Below are 20,034 nucleotides of genomic sequence, written 5' to 3' on the forward strand. Positions count from 1 at the left end.
CCCTCTATTTGAGCGGCGAATGGGTGCGCTCGATGCCATAACGCTCGATCTCTTTGTAGGGCACAGTGACGGATTTCTGCTTGCGCACATCCACCAAAGTGACCCGATCAGTGCAGGAGTAGCAGGGGTCAAGACTGCCGATGATCAGTGGCGCGTCAGAGACGGTATTGCCGCGCAGCATATAGCGCAGCACTGGCCAATTGGCGTAGGTGGCGGCCCGACAGCGCCAGCGGAACAGTTTTTGGTTATCGCCGGTCATGCTCCAGTGCACATCTTCGCCACGGGGGGCTTCGGAGAAACCGAGGGCAAACTTGTAGGGCTGATAGTGGACTCTCTCTTCCAGCAATGGGCCGCCTGGCATATGGTTTAGGCCATATTCAATCATCACCAGCGAGTCAAAGAACTCCCGCACCCGCACCAGCAGGCGTGAGTTCACGTCGCAGCCATCAAGGCTAAACAGCTCTTTAGGCACATTGGCATAGTTGGCGTAGGTGTGGTCGTGGCGCATATCGCGGGCAAAACCACTGGCGCGGATCATCGGGCCGACCGGGCTGAAATCGCGGGCAATTTTTCGATCCAATAGGCCAACACCCACAGTGCGCTGCTCAATATTGGCAGTGCTCATCAGCATATCCACCAACTGGCCGATATCGGCGCGCATCTCTGCCACCAACTGTAGGGTTTTAATGCGATCGGCTTTCAGGATATCGCGGCGTACCCCGCCAATCAGATTCAGACCGTAGGTTTTACGCGCCCCTGTCAGCATCTCGGCGATGGTCATGGCTTTTTCACGTACACGGAAAAACTGCATAAAACCGGTATCGAAACCGACGAAGTGGCAAGACAAACCGATATTGAGCAGATGGCTGTGTAGCCGCTCCACTTCCAGCAAAATGGTGCGGATCATCTGCGCCCGTGGCGGCACGATAATGCCCAGCGCATTCTCAATCGATGAGGTGTAGGCCACACTGTGAGTGAAGCCGCAAATGCCGCAAATACGGTCTGATAGGAAGGTGACGTCGTTATAGCCCATGCGGGTTTCAGCCAGTTTTTCCATGCCACGATGGACATAAAACAGGCGGTAGTCGGCATCAATAATATCTTCGCCATCAACGAACAGGCGGAAGTGACCCGGTTCGTCGGAGGTAATGTGCATCGGGCCAATCGGCACCACGCGGCTACTGCTGCCCGCTTCATTCTCAAACCGATAGGTTTCGGTGTCGCTGGTTGGTGTGGGGCGCTGGCGATAATCCATGGTGTCTTTGCGCAGCGGATAGAGATCATCCGGCCAATCATCGGGCAGCACTAAACGGCGCTCATCGGGCAGACCCACCGGTTGCAGGCCATACATATCGCGCACTTCGCGCTCACCCCAAACCGCCGCCGGAACCCGCGGTGTGACGGACGGGAACTCAGGCCGTTCAGGGCTTACCAGCGCTTTGACAATCACCCAGCACTTGTCGCCATAGCGTTTTCCAGTCTGTGCGCCATACTGTTCGCGCCCCTCCATCGATAGCACATAGTAAATGGCAAAATAGCCATTCAAGCTGCGCTCATCATTGCCGAACAGCACCGACAGCCAGCCACCTTGCTGGTAATAGAGGTGCTCCACCACCTCCGGCAGGCTGTTTAGCTTAATGGTAATGGTCAGTTGGTCGTGGGTCTGCCACTCCTCATCGAGGATTGCCGCCGGAAATTGTTCACGCAGGCGGGCGACATAGGCGGCCCCCAACTTTTCACCGCTGTGTGGCTGATTTGGCAGCGGCTGACCTGAAACCGTATTGGCTGAAATGGGCGTTTCGTGAGTCACGTTACATCTCCTGACGTGTCGGGGTAAGTTGCAGGGCGGTATGGGTATCTGCGCCGGAAGGGGCCGGTTGAGCCGGAGAAATTGCTGTTATTGTGGCGCGCGATTGCCACGGCAACATAAAGGGCTGCTCAAGGGGGGCGCTGCTGTCACTTTTGAGAACAATCTGTGCCGCATCGGTGAGTAAACGGGTCACTGGCGAGGGAATATGCACCCCGAGGAGCAGCATCAGCAGCAGTAAAATCACCATCGGCGCAGTGGTGAGGATCCCCAGCTCACCTTTGCTGACCGCAGGTGGCGGGGTGCCCAGCACCGTGCTGGCAATCATGCGCACCAATCCGGCCAGCACCAGTGTCAGCAGCAACAACAGCACAATCACCAGCCAGAGATGGCCGGCTTTAATGGCGGCGGCTACCAGCATAAATTCGCTGATAAATAGGCTAAATGGCGGCATCCCCGCCAGCGCCAGTGCGCCACCGGCCAGTAACACTGCGGTGAGGGGAGCGACGCGGATAATGCCTTTAATCACCCCCATATCCCGCGTGCCATATTTTAGCAGCACATTACCGGAGCCACAGAACAGCAAGGTTTTTGCCAGACTGTGATTTAAGGTGTGGAACAGCGCGGCCACTACCCCCAGCGGGCCACCAATCCCCAGTGCCACGGCAATCAGCCCCATATTCTCGACGCTGGAGTAGGCCAGCAGGCGTTTCATGTCGCGCTGCGCCAGAATAAAGAGCGCGGAGACGGCAACCGACATCATGCCGAACACCAATAGCAGCATTTGCGGGAAGTGCGGCCCGATAGCGGTGCTGATAATGATGTAATAGCGGATGATCACCAGCAGGGCGCAGTTGAGCAGCACCGCAGATAGCAGCGCACTAGTGGGGCTGGGCGCTTCGCTGTGGGCATCCGGTAGCCATGAGTGCATCGGGAACAGCCCGGTTTTGGTGCCAAAGCCAATCAGGATAAAGACAAACGCCAGATGCATCAGGCTGGGATCTAGCTCTTTGGCGTGTTCAGCGACCACCGTCCAGAAAATGGCACTACCGGGATCTGCCAGCACATTGGCGGCATTGGCGTACACCAGCACCGTGCCGTACAGCCCAAACGCCACCCCCACGGTACAGATAATAATGTACTTCCAGGCCGCTTCCAGCGAGGATCGCTGACCATATAACCCCACCAAAAAGGCCGAACTGAGGGTGGTGGCTTCAATGCCCACCCACATCAGGATCAGGTTATTACTGGTGACCACCAGCAGCATGGTGAACAGGAACAGATGGAAGAAACCATAATAGTTGCACAGTGTGCCGACGGTAATTTCGCCGTTATTCACTTCATGGCGCATATAGCCGAGCGAGTAGAGGCCGGTGATAAAACCGATAATGCCCAGAATGGCGAGAAATAGTGCACTGAGGCTGTCGATATGCAGCCAGTGGTGAGCCGCCAGAATCTCCCCGCCGAGGGCCACCCGACACACCAGCGTTAAGGCCACCAGCAGCAGCAAACTGATGCCGATAAAATGCACCCAAGTGGAAGACATGCGGGCGGCACTGCCCAGGGCGCGACAGGCAAAGGCCAGCAGTGAGGCTATCAGAGGTATCGCCAGCAGTAACAACAGCAGGTCAGTATTGCTCATTTCATTACCCCTTTAGCGCCGTCAGTTGTTTAACATCCAGCGTGTGCAGCGTGCGGTAGATCTTGCGCGCCATAAACGTCATCACCACCACCGCGAAGATGGCATCGGTGGCAATGCCAATCTCGACCAGCTCCGGTGCGCGAAAGGCCAGCAGCGCCAGCATCAAATGCGCGCCATTCTCCATCAGGCAGTAGCCAAAGATATTTTTCAGAATATTGCGCTGGGTGACGATACAGAGCAGGCCAATCAGGAAGTGCCCCAGTGATACCGCCAGTGCCGGTTTCAGGGCGCTGACCATCGGCAACTGCACCGGCTCGACCACGAAGTAGCTCAGCAAGATGATGATGGCGGCGATAAAAATCAGGCTGGCAGTGCCAATCACCCCGCCATTGGCTTTGGGGTCCTCCATCTGGCGAAAGGCGCGGTACATAATCCACGGCACCAGCAGCACCTTGGTGATAAAGGCGGTTAACGACCACAGGTACAACTCATGGGCGTTGAGTGTTTCAGCCAACACCAGGAAAATCAGTACCAAAACCAGTGACTGCAAAGCATAAAACAGCGCTGAAGTGGCGGGTCTCTTCACGATAATTACCAGCAGCGAGGTAATGATCAGCAGCCCTGCCAGATTGTTGATGACAAGATTGTTGATGGCAATATTGTCGATGAATAGTGTTCCGGTCATTTTTTACTCCCTTATCCGAGCCAGGCGACGGCAATAAAGCTTGAGCACACTGACATGATCACCAGTATCACCAGCACTGCCTGCATCGCCAGCGGCAGTGGTTTGGCACTGGCGACCTCTTCTGATGGCTTGCCCGGCACGGTTTGCCCGAACCAGTAGAGAAACCAGCCGAAGCTCGCCACTGACTCAATCAGCGCCAAGAGCAGCAGCGGGATCAGCAACCAATGTTCGTGCGACAGTGAGAAGCCGGCGGCAAAAATAGGGAATTTGCTGAAGAAGCCGTTGAATGGCGGCACTCCGGTTATCGCCAGCGCGGCGACACAGAATCCCACCCCCAGTAGCGGCATTTTGCCCATGATGCCTTTGAGTTTCGGCAACATGCGGGTGCCGCAGCTGTAGCTCAGCGCACCCGCCACCAGGAAGAACAGACTCTTGGCGAAGGCATGGTTAAAGATGTAGGCAATGCCGCCATCAAAGGCCATTTTCGAGCCGTAGATCGCCAGTGACAGCGCGAAGAAGATGTAAGAGAGCTGGGTAATGGTGGAGTAGGCGAGCAGCCGCTTCATATCTTTTTGCGGCAGATACATGAAGAAGCCATAAATCAGCGTGATAACCGCCATCACCATGCCCACAGTGCCGATAATCTGCGGCACGTCGCCCGCCGAGTAGATGGCGCGAGCAAAGATATAGACGCCCACTTTGACCATTGACGCGGCGTGCAGATAGGAACTGACAGGGGTCGGCGCTTCCATTGCATCGGGTAACCAGATATGCAGCGGTAGCTGGGCTGATTTCCCCCACGCGGCAAACAAGATACCGCCGAACACGATGATTTTGGTGCTGCTATCTAACTGTGCCAGCGCTGTCAGGGCAAAGGTGCCGGTGTTGACCAGCAGCACCGCCGCCGCCAAATAGAGGCCGATGGCCGCCACATGAGTCACCAACAGCGCTTTTAGCGCCGAGTGCAGGGACTTTTGGCTCTGGTAGTAGCCAATCAATCCCCATGAGCAGCCGCCGGTGATTTCAAAGAAGAACAGCTGGCCCAGCAGGGTGGATGATAAAACCAAACCCGCCATTGCACCGATGAATACCAGTAGCAGCGCGTAGTAGCGGTTGGTGCCTTCGTGCGGGTGCTCGCGATTCCCCAGTGTCAAATAACCCGTGGAGTAGAGACTCACCAGCAGGCCGAGGAACACCACGGCGAAAGCAATCAGTGTACTGATGCGGTCGATAGTCAGACCAAATAGCGCTATATCACCGTAATGAATCAGTTCAAAGGTGACATCAATCTTCCCGCCGGCTAAGTAGCCATAGGCCAACAGCACTGTACCCAAGGTGGCCAGCAGCGCAAAGAGGGTACAGGACCATTTCGCCATGCGCTGTGGCAGACAGGCGGTGAGGATAGCCCCCGCAAATGGGAGCAAAATAGTCGCCAGGGCTATATTCATCGGGGCCATGTTTATAAGGGCTGTGTTTATAAGGGCTATGTTCATAAGAGCCATGTTCTCCATGATGAGGTTATTAGCGCCTTAAAGACCGGTGAGATAGAAAACCAGGGAGAGGGCGGCAACGCCAAACCCCAGCCAGGTAACACGGGAGGTCAACAGGAAGCGCCCACGGGCGATGCTGTTTTCCACTATGGAGGCGAGGACAAATATCAGCGCCAATTTGGCAACGCAGGCCACCAGCGCCCATAGCAGGCCAGGGCCGCTGAGCACCGCCAACTTGCCGAACGGGATAAACACCGCGAGGAACAGTTGCGCCACTACCACTTGCTTGAGGCTGATACCCCACTTGACCAGCCCCAGTGACGCGCCGGAGTATTCAGTTAGCGGCCCCTCCTGTAGCTCTTGCTCAGCTTCGGCGACATCAAACGGGATTTTGCCCATCTCGATAAATACCGCGAAACCGCAGGCCAGCAACGCCAGCGCGGTGGCGGTCGGCGACTGCCAGTGGCCCTCAGACAGGGCGGTACTGATGGTGCCGATATTGGTGGAGCCGGCAATCAGCCCGACCACTAACAGCGAGAGGATTAGCGTCGGTTCCACCAGCACCCCCAGCGTCAACTCACGACTGGCACCGATACCGGCGAAGATGCTGCCGCTATCCAGGCCAGCCAGTGAGAAGAAGAAGCGGAATAGCGCGAACAGATAGAGCAGCGCTATCAGATCTCCCGCTACCCCAAACGGCGAGGCCAGAGTGAAAATCGGCAGCGCCATGGCAATCAGCAACATGCTGCCCAGTAGCACATAGGGCATTAGGCGGAAGATGATGCCAGCATTGGCCGGTGCCACATCTTGCCGTTTCAGCAGCTTGGCTAAATCGCGATACTCTTGCAGCACCCCCGGCCCACGGCGAGAGTGCATTCGGGCTTTCACCATGCGGGAGATACCCGACATCAACGGAGCCAGCGCCAGCATGAAAAGCGCCTGCCCACAGGCGAAGGCAATCATAGAGAGCGCCGGCATATCAGTAGTTGGCATTGCTCGTCTCCTTAAATAGCCGCCACAATCAGCAGGATCACCAGCGCGGCGACCACATACAGACAGTAGAGGCGGAAATCACCCTGTTGCAGCCATTGAATACGCTGGCTGAGCCATTGGATCAGGCGGATAAGCGGGGCCACAACTTTGTCGTCCCATACTGGTTCCACCCGTGTTGCGCCGCTGATTGAGTGCTCCAGCGCACTCTGCATCATCGGTGCCGGGTCCAGCTTTTTGCGCATCCGGTAGAGCGGGGCGAACATGACCCGCAGTGGCTGAGTAAAGCCCCCGGCGGAGACGGTCATCGCCTGCTCATAGGCATAACCGCAGGCCCAAGGGTCGCCGCCATGACGAAATGCCAGCCGGCTGCCTTTGTAGAGGCGGGCGACCAGTAAAATCACCAGCGGCAAGATAAGTAAGCCAAAGAAGATGTAGAGGGTGGAGAGCATCGCCTGCGAGCTATGTTGCGGGAACAGCACCGCCCCTTGCGCCACCTGTAGAGCGGGCATTTGTGGGGCAGTGATCAGGCTCGCGGCAATGCGAGCAATAACCGGAGCCACCTGAGTCGCGCCGATCCCCAACGCCAGACAGAGCAGCGCCAGCAGCAGCATGGCGGCGGTCATCGGCCACGGCACCTCCCGCGCAAGGGCTGCTTTTTCGGTGCGCGGCAGGCCACAGAAACTGATGCCGTACACTTTCACGAAGCACATCGCCGCCAGTGCGCCGGTGATAGCCAGCATCACGATGGCAATCGGCCCCGCCAGACGGATCATAAAACCGCCATCTTTGGTCATGGTAAACAGTGATTGATAGGTGAACCATTCACTGACGAAACCATTGAAAGGCGGTAGAGCCGAGATAGCCATACAGCCGACCAAAAAGGCCAGCGCGGTGTAAGGCATCACTCTGGCTAGCCCCCCCATCTTCTCCATATCCTTGGTGTGCACGCGGTAGATGATGGCACCGGCACCGAGGAACAGCAGCCCTTTGAAAACGGCGTGGTTAAGCAGATGGTAGAGCGCGCCGAGCAGACCCAAAGCGGCCAATACCGGTTGTTGGCTGGCGATACCTATCATGCCGACCCCGACGCCCATCAGGATAATGCCGATATTTTCTACCGTGTGATAAGCCAGCAGCCGCTTGATATCGTGCTCCGCCAGCGCATAGAGCACCCCCAACACCGACGACATCGCGCCGAATGCCAGCACCACCACTCCCCACCACAGTTGGCTGGCACCCAGTAAATCAATGCCCACCTTGATGATGCCGAAGACGCCAATTTTCACCATTACACCGGACATCAAGGCCGAGGCATGAGATGGGGCGGCAGGGTGCGCGCGCGGTAACCAGCCATGGAGAGGCAGCATCCCCGCTTTGGCGCCAAAGCCGAAGAGGGCCAACAAGAAGATAATCGAGGCCATAACCGGTTGCGGATCCGCCTGCCGGAAGGCGGCAAACTCCAGACTGCCGCTGAGGCGATAGAGCAGGAAGAAGGCGACCATAATCAGTACCGAACCGGCATGGGCAATCAGAAAGTAGAGTAGACCGGCGCTGATGGCATCGTCGTCCTGATCGGCGATCACCAGGAAGTATGAGGCCAGCGACATCATTTCGAAAAACACGATGAAATAGAAGGCGTTATCCACCACCACCAGTGCCACCATCGAGGCGATGAACAGGTTCATAAACACCCCCATACCCCAGGCACCGCGCCCTTTGTACTCCTGCACATAGGCCAATGAGTAGAGTGCGGTTATCACCACCAGCAATGAAATCACCAGCAGCATAAAGGCGGCCAATGGGTCAAGGCGCAGACTGAATGTCGCGAAGGGGAATGGCCCCGCAGTGGCAAAAGTAATAATGTCGCCACCCAGCAAGGTGGGCGCGGCGGCCAACAGACCGGCTATGCCACCTAGCAATGAAGCCAGCCCAGAGGCATAAATCGCGAGGGTTTCGCGCCGTGCCAACAGTAAAGAGAGCAGCGCGCCTGCCAGATAGAGCAATAAAGAGAGCCACAATAGCTCAAGTGAAGTCATCATCTTTTCTGCTCCTCGTGAGAGATGGCGGGGGCGCTGTCTATAGCCATAAAGGGCAGGTCATTTGCTAACCCACTGGCCGCCGCCATGCGCTTAGTCCGATTCGCCTGTTCAATGCTCTGTTCATCCACTAGTATCAGGGCATTGGTCGGGCAGACCCGCACACACTCCGGTCCTTGGGGCTGGAAGCGGCATAAGTCACATTTCACCGCCACCATGCGCACCCCCGCGTTCCAGGCGAGGAGTGGGTTCATGTTGGCTGGGCTGAACGGCACATCGGACAGTTCGGTCATCGGAATGTATTCCGGGAAAGTTTCCGGCACCGCCAAGGGTTTGCTGCCCGCCGGGGTGATCGCGCCAAATGGGCAGGCGATGCCACAGAGTTTGCAGCCGATGCAGGTGGTTTCATCCAATTCAACCGAGTTATTGGTCAGGGTGATGGCATTGACCGGGCAAACCCGTGCACACCACGCATCCTCACAGTGGCGACAGAGAATTGGTGCCGTAACCGTGGCGTTACGCATCACGGTCAATCTGGGATGCTCTTGTAAACCCTCGGCTTTATGCACCTGACTGCAAGCAGCCATGCAGGTATTGCATCCAATACAAAGCCTCGGCTCCGCAATCACAAAGCGGTTCATAGCCATACCCTCCGGGACAAAAAGCTGGTGACAGTCAGGCTGATAGCGATCATTTCCCAGATCTAAAGCATATTTTGTGCCAGCACGGTAGCGGCGGCGGGAAAAGCCGCGTGGAGGCCCGTTGGCTGTGGCTTAGGCCAATGGCAGCGAGTGAACCGAGAGGTAAAAGGCCGTAAAAACAGGATGGTTGCCAGCCTGAAGTGTCGACATTAGTGACGAAAGCCATGCTCGACGATGACACTTCGACAGTGATTATTCGCATGATGAATCTGTCGTGCAGAAAACCTGGCTAATAACTTTATTTATCAGATTGTTATATCGGGTAACGAACTACGAAAAAGCACTGTATTGCTGGCATATTCTTTGCATCACTTGGCACAAAGCAATACCTCGCACAAAGTAATCACCACAGGAGCAGCAGAGTCATGCATGAGATAACCTTGTGCCAAAACGCGATTACCATGATGGAGCAGCAGGCGCGACTGCATGGCGCGCAGCGGATTACCGGCGTGTGGCTGGAGACTGGTGCATTTTCCTGTGTCGAGCCGCAGGCATTGGTGTTCTGTTTTGAGCTGGTGTGTCGTGGCACGCTGGCGGAAGGCTGCGTGTTACACCTTAGCCAGCAGCAGTCGCAGGTGTGGTGCCACGACTGCCAGCAGGAGGTTAATTTGCTTAGCAGCAAAGTGACGCGCTGCCCGTTGTGCGCGGGGAGCCATTTACGTCTTGGTGCCGCGGATGATGGGGTGATGATTAAGCGGTTGGAGGTGGAATGAGTTTACTTTTTATAGCTAGAACAGTGCGGCGGGAAGAGAGCGGGGCCAGATTATGTGTATAGGTATTCCAGGGCAAATTGTGGCATTGGATGAGACGCAGGCGGGTACAGCGTGGGTGGATGTGTGCGGCGTGCGGCGCAGTGTCAATATTATGCTGGTGGCCGAGGATGCACAGGCCAGCGCGGCATTGATCGGCCATTGGGTGTTGGTGCATGTGGGGTTTGCGATGAGTCGGCTGGATGAGGATGAGGCGCTGGAGACCTTGCAGTTGTTGCAGGAGATGGGGGAGGTTGAGAGTGATGTGGGGCTGTTTTTGGGGCAAAGGGATTAGTTTTTGCTGGCGGTTGAGGCGCGGGAGGCCAAGTGAACACCGATCTCATGTCAACCGAAGCGATCACCTCCCCATCCTCTAATTGCGCTCAAGATCAAAGGCGAAGACCAAACCTATTCAAAAACCAAACCCAGAACGAGGTTATTGACAAAGTGCCGGTTGCGGAGAGAACAGCTAGATCGTAAAGACGCCGTCAATCCGTCCCTAGAGGCTCGAGCCGCGCCATCCCTGGCGCGGACGCTTTACTCTTCTACCCGTCCTCTCCGTTCCAGATCGAGTCATCGGGTTTTGTCAGCAGTCTGCCAGAACTCATTTTGTTGCGGGTTCAGGGGGGGGTGGTTTTCTGTTTCTCTTGCGCCAGTCGGTGCTCTAGCTCGACGAGTTGTTCGGGCGAGACGGCGGGGTAGCCTTGGGCGTCATCCGGTATGATGTGTACCGCCGGAATAGGGATTAATGGCCCGAGGAAGCGGGGTTCGCGTTTCAGGATATAGAGATCAGATAGCGCACCAAGGCGGGCAAAGATTTCGCGTACTCGAACGTTGAGCATATCTTTTGGCGATGGTACAGCGAAACATTGCGCCTGAATTCCCATATACTGAGCGATAAACAGCGCCCGTTCGCAGTGGAAGCGTTGAGTAATGATAATAAAATCATTGGTATCAAAGACTTTTCGCGTGCGGACGATGGAGTCCAGTGTGCGGAAACCGGCGTAATCCAGCACGATATCAGCCGGTGCAACACCGGCGGCGATCAAGTCACGGCGCATGGTCATCGGCTCGTTATAACTGTGCAGGGCGTTGTCGCCACTGAGCAGTAAGTAGCTAACCTTACCGCTGTTATAAGCATTTAGCGCGCCTTGAATGCGATATTGATAAAACTGATTAATGCCACCAGTACGATAATATTTGGCGGTGCCTAGTACTACGCCAACCTGTCGGTGGGGCAAATCTTGTAGCTCGTCATAGATAAAGGGGGCAGTTTTCCAACTGATCCAGCGATCGAGCGCAATAGCTGTGACCATCAGCAACCCTGCGATGATAATTAAGCTAATAATCAGGCGTTTCCACATTCTCTGGCCTTCGATGCATTCAACTCACTGGTGATAGTTGCAAGGCTACTGTACCCGTCCATGTTGCGCAATACCTATCCCCATCATCTTTCAAGCTGCAGGTGTGTTGGCTGCGCTCAATCACCCGAATCACTTACTGATGTAAGTTCATCGGGATTCTCTTGCTTGCCGCCTTCCTGCAACTCGAAATCTATTGGGGATAATTGTCATCTTTCAAGCTGCAGGTGTGTTGGCTGCGCTCATTACTCGGCCCATGCCGAAGCACAGGCCGAATTAGGTTTAGAACGAGGTGCGTTTATAAGTGCGATACCGCGGTTGCCAGTAGTTATGCTCAATGGCTTTCGCCAGTGCTTCTTCTGAGGTCACAATAGCGACACCTTGTAACTGCGCAGCTTTGCCGACCTGCATGGCTATTGTTTTTGATACGGCCTGAATATCATCGATATTGGGCAGTAACGCGCCTTCGCCGTTAAGTGCCAGCGGTGAGCACTCTGCTAATGCGCGGCTGGCGGCCATCAACATTCCGTCGGTGACACGTTTGGCACCGGATGCCAGCACACCTAAGCCAATACCGGGGAAGATATAGGAGTTGTTGCACTGAGCAATCGGATAGAGTTTCTCTTTATAGCTAACCGGTGAGAATGGGCTACCGGTCGCGACCAGCGCGGCACCATCAGTCCAGTTAATGATATCTTCTGGCCGAGCTTCAACCCGTGATGTCGGGTTGGAGAGTGGCATCACGATTGGCCGTGGGCAGTGTTGGTGCATCTCGCGGATCAACTCTTCCGTAAACAGCCCCGGCTGGCCTGAAACACCAATCAGCACGGTTGGTTTGGCATTGCGCACCACATCCAGCAGTGAAATTGAGTCACTGGTTAAACTCCAGCTTTGCAGCGCATCACTTTTTTGTACCAATTTGCTTTGGAAAGCCAACAAATTCGGCAGCTTGTCGGTCAGCAGGCCGAAGCGGTCAACCATAAAGACCCGCCCGCGAGCTTGCTCTTCACTCAACCCCTCTGAAATCATCTGCGCGATGATCTGTTCTGCAATACCGCAACCGGCAGATCCGGCCCCAAGGAAGGTGACAGTTTGGTCGCGCAACTGGCTGCCTGCCGCGTGGCTGGCGGCAATCAGGCTGCCGAGGGTCACTGCTGCTGTACCTTGGATATCATCGTTGAAACAGCACAGCTCATCACGGTAGCGGTTCAGTAGCGGGGTGGCATTGTTCTGAGCGAAGTCTTCAAACTGCAATAGCACATTTGGCCAGCGGCGTTTTACTGCCTGGATGAATTCATCCACGAAAGCATAATATTCGTCACCGGAAATACGCGGATGACGCCAGCCCATATACAGCGGGTCATTCAGTCGTTGTGGGTTATTGGTGCCAACATCTAATACCACTGGCAAAGTATACGCTGGGCTGATGCCACCACATGCGGTATAGAGTGACAGTTTACCGATTGGAATACCCATGCCGCCAATGCCCTGATCGCCAAGGCCAAGAATACGTTCACCGTCGGTCACCACGATAACTTTAACGTTTTGCTTGGTGGCGTTTTGCAGCATATCGTCAATGTGTTCACGATTGGGGTAGGAGATAAACAACCCACGTGCACGGCGATAAATATCCGAAAAGTGTTCACATGCTTCACCAACAGTTGGCGTGTAGATAATGGGCATCATCTCACTGAGATGAGCTTCCAGCAGGCGATAAAATAGGGTTTCGTTGGTGTCCTGGATATTGCGCAGATAAATATGCTTATCGTCGTCGTTTTTGAAATCCTGATACTGCCGGTAAGCACGCTCTGCTTGTTCTTCAATGGTTTCAACCGCTTCCGGCAATAAGCCGTGCAGGTTGAAATGGTTGCGCTCATCGTTGGTGAAGGCGCTGCCTTTGTTCAGCAGAGGGAATTCTAACAGGATAGGACCGGCGTAGGGGATATAGAGGGGGCGCTTACTTTCGTATTCAAGTTCCATGAGTTTTACTCTTAGACGTTATCAGATAGTTGACGTTATCAGGTAGTTGCCCAGATCCTAAAAGATAAGAGAAATATGTACAGCTTTTGTTAGTTAAATATGTCGGTCACTGGTAGAAATGCGAGTTATCTTGCAGATTTAGTTATTAACGGCGGGAATGTGTTGTTTGGTGAACTGGGGTTAACGATATAACCCCAGAAAATTAGCTCTTTTTGGCTTAAAAAATAACCAAATTAAAAAGTGACGCGGTTGACCTCTGAGCAACCTAAGGCCGCCAGTGTTGCATGGGTGGCATCCCACTGACTTAAAATCGCGTTATTACCTTCAACCAGCACTCCGCGGCGAATAGCACCGCAATCTTTGCCGGAGAGATTCGTCAGAATCAATGCGGCTTGCAGTGGTGGCAGGCTTGGGTTGAATGCCGCGTTTTCAGCATAACGGCCAGTGTAAATCGTGCCATCAGCCAGTTCGACGGCAACACCACTGTGAGAAAGGCTGTAAGGAGCATGGCTATGGTTAGCGCCATGAAGTGCGGCTTGTGTCAGAGGATCGATTGCTGCCACCGAGTAACCATGATCCACCGGGTCCATTAGCAGGGTGGTGATCGCCAGATCTCTCGGGCCGAAGGCATCCGGTAGATATTGGCCCAACGTAGACGCAGGGCGGCCTGGCAGATGAATTTGCAAGTCAGTGCCACTGTTTAGCTCATTCATAAACTGGCGGCAGTGGCCACAAGGCGTGTAATTGACGGTAATGGAGACCAGACCGGTTTCACCACGTAGCCAGGCGTGAGTGACCGCACACTGCTCGGCATGGATGGTTTGCTGCAATGGCGCGCCGCTAAATTCCATATTGGCACCGAAATAGAGATTGCCGCTTTTCCCGCGAGCAATGGCACCGACCATAAAGTGGGATATAGGCGTGAGTGCGCAAGCGGCAGCCAGTGGTAACAATGCGAAAGCTAGCGCATCGTCATCTAACTCACTGATCTCTTTCACCGTTTTCACTTGATCGGCGGTCAGCATGGCAGGGAAATCGTTTGCGCTCAGAATAGGTTCAAGTGCGGATTGCAGTGCAGCGGGCAGCTCAGCCCAAGGGGCGTGAAAACGTGCTTGCATAGGATTTTCTCCAATTATAACGGGAAGCTATTTTAGGCAGCTTAGGAGGCTATTAGTGTGATTCAGATCCCGTTATATATGAAATTTATGCAAGTAAAATAACTAGTGAGAGATGTATCTCAAATTTATGCATTATTTTTGGTGATTAACCGCCGTCAGGGACGGGCAATTAGCCAAATAGATGCAGCAGCACTGGGAATAAGAATGGGGCCACCAGTGAGGTGATAATCCCGCAGATAACCAGTGCCAGCGAGCTGAACGCGCCCTCCTGATAATCCAACTCAGCACAGCGGGCGGTACCCAGAGCATGGGAAGCCGTCCCCATCGCCAAACCTCGCGAGGCTTTAGTGGTGATTTTCAATAAATTCAGCAAGCTGTGACCAAATACCGCCCCCAGAATACCGACGAAAATCACACATACCGCACTGATAGCCGGTAAACCATGAATAGATTCGGCCACTGCCATGGCGATGGGGGTTGTCACCGATTTAGGCAATACTGACGCGGCAATTTCGGGTGTCGCCCCCATCCACAGGGCCACGGCGGTGCCACTCACCATGGCAGTAATACTGCCTATAAAACAGATGGTTATGATGGATTTCCAGCGCGCGCGAATTTGATGCAACTGTTCGTAGAGCGGGAAAGCCAATGCCACCACCGCCGGTTGTAGCAGGTCATTTAGGATTTTGCTGCCAGCAAAATAGTTGGCGTAGGGCATCTGTGTGACCAACAGCAATGGAATGATCACAACCATAGATATCAATAATGGGTTAAGCAGCGGCATTTTTAGCCAGCGGGCCAGATAGCGGGCAGCGAAGAAGACAATTAAGGTCAGTGGCAGTGACCACCATAAGTTGCTGATCATTTGTCATCCTCCGTATGGGTTGGAGAGCCGATAACTTTGCGCTCGCGGTGGACATAATGTGAGCTATACGCCACCACTAACATCACGATCAGGGTGCTGACAAAGCAGGAGACGACAATGGGGCCGAATTGCTTGGTGAGTTGATCGTAATACTGCATCACGCCGACACCGATTGGGACAAACAGCAGCGCCATGTAGCGGATCAGTATGCGGCAACCGGGCTTAACCCAGCTTGAGGGCAAGATTTGCGATGCAAGCAGAGTAAACAGAATCAGCATACCGATGATACTGCCGGGGATGGTGATGGGCAGTAGCAAGGCGACAAATTTACCGATCCATAGGCAGAGGTAAATAATGGCGAAAGCCCGCAAATACTGCCAGCAAAGTGAAGTCACATTGCGCATAGAGAGGGTCCTGAGTAACGGAATGTATTCATCATACAATTAACTTTGGTTATGTGCCAGCCATCACACTATGAATAATTTTAATGGAACTATGCCAATCACGACTGATTCTGCTGGCGGCCAGCATCGGGTGTTTTAGCCAGTAGATAACCGCGATAGAAAAAGGCCAGTCCGAGAATAGCCGCGATAATCAGCATATAGAACATCATCTGCGGCGCAGTATAGGCTAACAGAAAACCACAAAGCACGGGGTTAACAGCCCCGCCCAGTTGACCGAGATTTTGCGCCCCATAGTAACTGCCTTTAAGATTCGCGGGCGCAATAAAATCAATAAACAAGTACTCGACCGGAATAACAATAATCTCGCCTAATGAGAAGATCGCCATTGCCAGCATCCATAACGGGATTGAGTCCTGCGCGACCATAAACCCAAGCAATCCGATGATAAAGAACAGGGTGCCGAGCATCAACCAGCGCATTAAATTCTGCTGGTTCATGCGGCGGCTCAATAGGTATTGCAGGGTGATCACAATCACGGCATTCACGGTCATGACCGCCCCAATCACCTGATAGGCAAATTGGGCATCGGCAACGGTAATCAGATATTGCGATAAATAGCCGGAGAATTGGCCAAAGACAATTGCGCTAAACATGCCGCCGAGGGTGAAATAAATCAGTCGCTTATCGTGGCGCAAGATGCGGAATGTTTGGCGAAAATCAGGTGCGGGTTCGGTCAGTGTCGGTTTAGCGGCTGACATATCGGTGCTACTAATCCTGAATTTTAGGGTGATGGCAACCAGCAATGCCAGTGCGCCTGAAATGATAAATGGCACTTGCGGGCCGATATTGACCACTAATACCCCTAACGCCGGGCCGACCGCCCAACCGACATTGACTAGCGTGTAGTTGGCAGAAAAGGCTTTGATGCGTTCGTTGACCGGTAGCCAGTCGGCAAAGCAGGCTTTAATGGCGATGCCATAGACCGAGTAAGCCGAGTGCAGCAGGGCCAAAATCAAGATAATCCAGGCCGGATGCTCTATCCACGGCAGTGTAAAGAAGGTGGCCGCAAACAGTGTGATTGCCAGCAAGATCAACTGCTTTTTATTGAATTTATCCACCAGATAGCCGCCATATAGACTGGTGAAAATACCCAATGTCAAACTCGCCCCTAGCACTAGCCCAACTTTATCCGGCGCCAGTTGAAAATGCTCAGCAAGATAAATGGTGATAAAGGGCAGGGTAACGGCTCGACCAATGGTTAACACCAGCGAAGCAATCAGCAGATTGGTGACACGCGATGGAAATCCTTTCATGGTATTTTCTTATTTGTAATTATTTGGATAACAAACTGTTTTTATGCGGATTTTCTAATAAAAATGGCACGCGCACAGCACGACGACAGCAGCTCAACCAATTACATTAGACTATTGCGGCGAGAAGAGAGAGGGGGGCGCGGAAATATATTTTGCAAACAGTAGAGCTGCCAGTAATAAGCTTGCCCAAAGTCATTGGCGTTGCAGGTAGGCAGCAAGCGAGGGCATCCCGATGAGCTGACTCAGGTCAGTGATTCGGGTAAGCGCGCGTAGCTAACACCCCTGCAACTTCAAGGGCGAAGGGGATTTTTAACCTAAGTACTCGATGATTGATAGCCCACCATTATAATCAGTGCTGTAGATAATCCCTTGCGCATCAACAAATACATCACATGACTGAATGACTTGCGGGCGACCGGGGCGTTTATCCATCATTTTTTCCGGTGCGGCGGGCACCAAAGCGCCAGTTTCCTTCGGCTGATAGGGGTTGCTGATGTCATAAGCGCGGACACCGGCATTCTGATAAGTGGCAAAAATCAGTGATGAGCTGATAAAACTACCCGGGCGGTTTTCATGCAGGTTATGGGGGCCAAAATGTGCACCTTTTTTTACATAATCCCGCTCATCAGGGATGGGGAAGGTCGAGATACTCACCGGATTGCTTGGCTCGCGAATGTCGAACAGCCAGATATGCTTCTCACCATCTTCCTGATTATCCAGTACCGCCTCATCCAGCACCACGAGCAGGTCGCGGTCGGGCAGTGGCAGCGCGGTATGGGTGCCACCGCCAAAAGGAGGGCTCCAGTTACGATGACTAATCAGTTTGGGCGCGTGCCGATCACTGACATCCAATAGGGTCAGTCCACCATCGCGCCAACTGCCATAGGCCGTGTCACCACTGATAATGGCATGATGCAGTGCGTAGCGTTTGCCCTCTGGCCAGTTGGCTTGTTCACCGGCGGCAGTGTGCATACCGGGTAGCGCATAGTGACCTGCAACCTGGGGGTTTTGTGGGTCAGCCAGATCAATGGTTAGGAAGATGTAATCACTGTAGCCATCGAGTAGCGCAGAGACATAGGCCCAGCGCCCACCGACGTACCAGATGCGGTGAATGCCGATGCCATCAAGCGGCAGGAAGCTGATTTCGCGCGGTTTATCCGGTGTCGAAATATCAAAAATACGTAATCCGGCGCTCCAGTTACGGCCCTCCTGACGGGTGCTGAGGGTCTGTGCCACCGAGCGGGTGTAATAGACCTTCTCTTCGGCAAAACTGGCCTCAGCAAACAGGTCGCGGGCATTGATCACCAGTAGCAGGTCATCATGGGCCTGTAAGTGTACATTCCAGGTATTGGCGGGTGCGGCGATAAAACCGGCAGTGCGCGGATTTTTCGCGTCCCGGACATCAATAATCGATACCCCTTGTGACACCATATGGCCGACATAGGCGTAACCACGATGTACCATGACCTGCACACCATCTGGTTTACCGCCCTGATCGCTATGACCAATCAGCCGCATATTGCGGCTGTATTCTGGTGTCGGCAAGGTTCCTTGTGTTGCCATCTATTTCACTCCAAATCAATCGGCCATGTTGGCCCCTTGCTTACTGTGATTAGCTACCGTGACTCTCTACCGTGACTGCTGGCCGTTACTGCGCGTTTTTAGCCGCAAGGGTGGCAAACCAGGGTGAGTTAAAGTCATCAGATTGGCCCCAGCCGGGAATGATTTTACTCAAACCGGCCACGTTAACCGGGCCGGGTTGGCTGGCTAGCAATGCTTGAGGAATGGAGGCGGCGCGGAACTCATAGCTGGCAGGTGTGGCTTCACCCGCAATTTTCTTGGCAACCAGACGCAAGTTCACCGCACCGATCAGTTTAGGGTCTACGGCGACACTGACTTTCCACGGGCTATTGGCTTCACGCATCAGTTGCAGATCCTGATTCGAGATATCAATGCTGTACAGTTTGATTTCGGTACGGCCATTCTCCTGTAAGGCTTTATAAGCGCCTTGAGAGAATGCATCCCAAGTACCCCAGATAGCGTCAATTTTGCCTTTCGGGTATTTCGCCAATACTGCACCCACTTTATTGGCGGTATCACCTTGAACATCCGAAGAGACAGCGCCGATAGACTCCAGCTCATTAATGCCCGGATGCTGTTTCAGCAGCGCCTGGTAAGCCGCCTGACGGCGCTCCATTGGTGGGAAACCGGCCACCCACAGTTTGATAATATTGGCTTTGCCATTGAAGTCTTTGACCAATTGACCAAAGGATTCATTGGTGAGGGAAGCATCATCCTGCTGAGTCACTGTCAGACCGGGGATCTCGCCCTGGATCGCGGTGTCAAACACCGAGACGGCGATGCCGCTGGCCGCAATGCGCTTCACCAGCTCAGTTGAGTAAGGATCACGGCCTTGAGAAAGAATAATGCCATCATATTTTTGGCTGATAGCTTGATTCACAAAGTCCTGAAAACGGGCGTCATCACCGTTGCTCAAGAAAGTATCCACCTTGAAACCGAGCTTTTTGCCCTCTTTCAACACGCCAGAGAGAAACTGTGTAGTGTTGTCGTCAGACCCCAAATTACGGATCACCGCGATCTTAATCTGCCCTTGATGTTTGGCGATAGCATCAGGGATCGAGGCTAGCGTGGCGGTGTCCGCAGCGAATGCCGGCAGGGCCGTCAGCAGGCTCAGGGCCAGTAATGGGGAAGCAATTTTTTTCATCCGGAACTCCGTCATGGTGTCGATAAGTTAGGCAATGTGTGTGTTGCTGTTGTTGTTATAGCTATCTTTGTGTCTAGACGTCTATCTGTCTCTGTGCAGCATCATAACCATAACTTTTTTGATAAGGAATTAACTTTGTTATGAATTTTTCGATCGCGTTATATC

At 53.8% G+C, this 20,034-nt stretch carries 17 protein-coding genes; 2 read left to right on the top strand and 15 right to left on the bottom strand.

Annotated features, from left to right (window positions below):
* Positions 1-4: 4 nt before the first annotated feature.
* From AACW11_RS17010 to AACW11_RS17040, 7 genes are all read right to left on the bottom strand, one after another.
* Positions 5-1,810 (bottom strand): hydrogenase large subunit, encoded by a 1,806-nt coding sequence (locus AACW11_RS17010; protein ID WP_339379068.1) that lies wholly within the window; start codon positions 1,808-1,810, stop codon positions 5-7.
* A 1-nt stretch (position 1,811) separates the two neighbouring features.
* Positions 1,812-3,449: a hydrogenase 4 subunit F gene (locus AACW11_RS17015; protein WP_212584892.1), complete on the bottom strand. Its 1,638-nt coding sequence runs from the start codon at positions 3,447-3,449 to the stop codon at positions 1,812-1,814.
* Positions 3,450-3,453: 4 nt separating this feature from the next.
* Positions 3,454-4,134: a hydrogenase 4 membrane subunit gene (gene hyfE, locus AACW11_RS17020; RefSeq protein ID WP_212584893.1), complete on the bottom strand. Its 681-nt coding sequence runs from the start codon at positions 4,132-4,134 to the stop codon at positions 3,454-3,456.
* Positions 4,135-4,145: 11 nt separating this feature from the next.
* Positions 4,146-5,582 carry a hydrogenase 4 subunit D gene (locus tag AACW11_RS17025; protein WP_212584894.1) on the bottom strand — a complete coding sequence of 479 codons (1,437 nt, stop codon included), beginning with the start codon at positions 5,580-5,582 and terminating at the stop codon, positions 4,146-4,148.
* 81 nt (positions 5,583-5,663) lie between these two features.
* Positions 5,664-6,617: a respiratory chain complex I subunit 1 family protein gene (locus AACW11_RS17030; RefSeq protein ID WP_212584895.1), complete on the bottom strand. Its 954-nt coding sequence runs from the start codon at positions 6,615-6,617 to the stop codon at positions 5,664-5,666.
* Between the two features lie 11 nt (positions 6,618-6,628).
* Entirely contained in the window at positions 6,629-8,656 is a 2,028-nt protein-coding gene (gene hyfB, locus AACW11_RS17035; protein ID WP_212584896.1) for a hydrogenase 4 subunit B, read from the bottom strand.
* Positions 8,653-9,294: a 4Fe-4S dicluster domain-containing protein gene (locus AACW11_RS17040; RefSeq protein ID WP_212584919.1), complete on the bottom strand. Its 642-nt coding sequence runs from the start codon at positions 9,292-9,294 to the stop codon at positions 8,653-8,655. The genes hyfB and AACW11_RS17040 overlap by 4 nt, the downstream gene beginning before the upstream one ends.
* A 425-nt stretch (positions 9,295-9,719) precedes the next feature.
* Here AACW11_RS17040 and hypA point away from each other — a divergent pair, with 425 nt between their 5' ends.
* Together hypA and AACW11_RS17050 are read left to right on the top strand one after the other, a co-directional pair.
* A complete protein-coding gene (gene hypA / locus AACW11_RS17045) occupies positions 9,720-10,067 on the top strand; it encodes a hydrogenase maturation nickel metallochaperone HypA (RefSeq protein WP_212584897.1) in 348 nt (115 codons plus the stop codon).
* Positions 10,068-10,119: 52 nt separating this feature from the next.
* The gene (locus tag AACW11_RS17050; RefSeq protein ID WP_212584898.1) at positions 10,120-10,398 is read left to right on the top strand and encodes a HypC/HybG/HupF family hydrogenase formation chaperone; all 279 of its coding nucleotides are present in this window, start codon (positions 10,120-10,122) and stop codon (positions 10,396-10,398) included.
* Positions 10,399-10,723: 325 nt separating this feature from the next.
* Here the strand turns inward: AACW11_RS17050 and sanA are convergent, their stop codons facing one another.
* The 8 genes from sanA to AACW11_RS17090 form a co-directional block, all read right to left on the bottom strand.
* Complete coding sequence (gene sanA, locus AACW11_RS17055) at positions 10,724-11,467, bottom strand: outer membrane permeability protein SanA (RefSeq protein ID WP_212584899.1); 744 nt, start codon at positions 11,465-11,467, stop codon at positions 10,724-10,726.
* Between the two features lie 279 nt (positions 11,468-11,746).
* Positions 11,747-13,444 (bottom strand): NAD-dependent malic enzyme, encoded by a 1,698-nt coding sequence (locus AACW11_RS17060; protein WP_212584900.1) that lies wholly within the window; start codon positions 13,442-13,444, stop codon positions 11,747-11,749.
* Between the two features lie 233 nt (positions 13,445-13,677).
* A complete protein-coding gene (gene cdd / locus AACW11_RS17065; protein ID WP_212584901.1) occupies positions 13,678-14,562 on the bottom strand; it encodes a cytidine deaminase in 885 nt (294 codons plus the stop codon).
* A gap of 169 nt (positions 14,563-14,731) precedes the next feature.
* Positions 14,732-15,427: a CidB/LrgB family autolysis modulator gene (locus AACW11_RS17070; protein WP_032898525.1), complete on the bottom strand. Its 696-nt coding sequence runs from the start codon at positions 15,425-15,427 to the stop codon at positions 14,732-14,734.
* The gene (locus AACW11_RS17075; RefSeq protein WP_212584902.1) at positions 15,424-15,831 is read right to left on the bottom strand and encodes a CidA/LrgA family protein; all 408 of its coding nucleotides are present in this window, start codon (positions 15,829-15,831) and stop codon (positions 15,424-15,426) included. The genes AACW11_RS17070 and AACW11_RS17075 overlap by 4 nt, the downstream gene beginning before the upstream one ends.
* 98 nt (positions 15,832-15,929) lie before the next feature.
* Positions 15,930-17,144 carry an MFS transporter gene (locus AACW11_RS17080; protein ID WP_212584903.1) on the bottom strand — a complete coding sequence of 405 codons (1,215 nt, stop codon included), beginning with the start codon at positions 17,142-17,144 and terminating at the stop codon, positions 15,930-15,932.
* Between the two features lie 309 nt (positions 17,145-17,453).
* Positions 17,454-18,707: an LVIVD repeat-containing protein gene (locus tag AACW11_RS17085; RefSeq protein WP_212584904.1), complete on the bottom strand. Its 1,254-nt coding sequence runs from the start codon at positions 18,705-18,707 to the stop codon at positions 17,454-17,456.
* Between the two features lie 85 nt (positions 18,708-18,792).
* On the bottom strand, positions 18,793-19,869 hold the full coding sequence (locus tag AACW11_RS17090) for a sugar ABC transporter substrate-binding protein (protein WP_212584905.1): 1,077 nt from the start codon (positions 19,867-19,869) through the stop codon (positions 18,793-18,795).
* Between the last annotated feature and the right edge of the window lie 165 nt (positions 19,870-20,034).

It is taken from the genome of Yersinia sp. Marseille-Q3913 (assembly GCF_963892745.1).
Classification (GTDB): domain Bacteria; phylum Pseudomonadota; class Gammaproteobacteria; order Enterobacterales; family Enterobacteriaceae; genus Yersinia; species Yersinia bercovieri.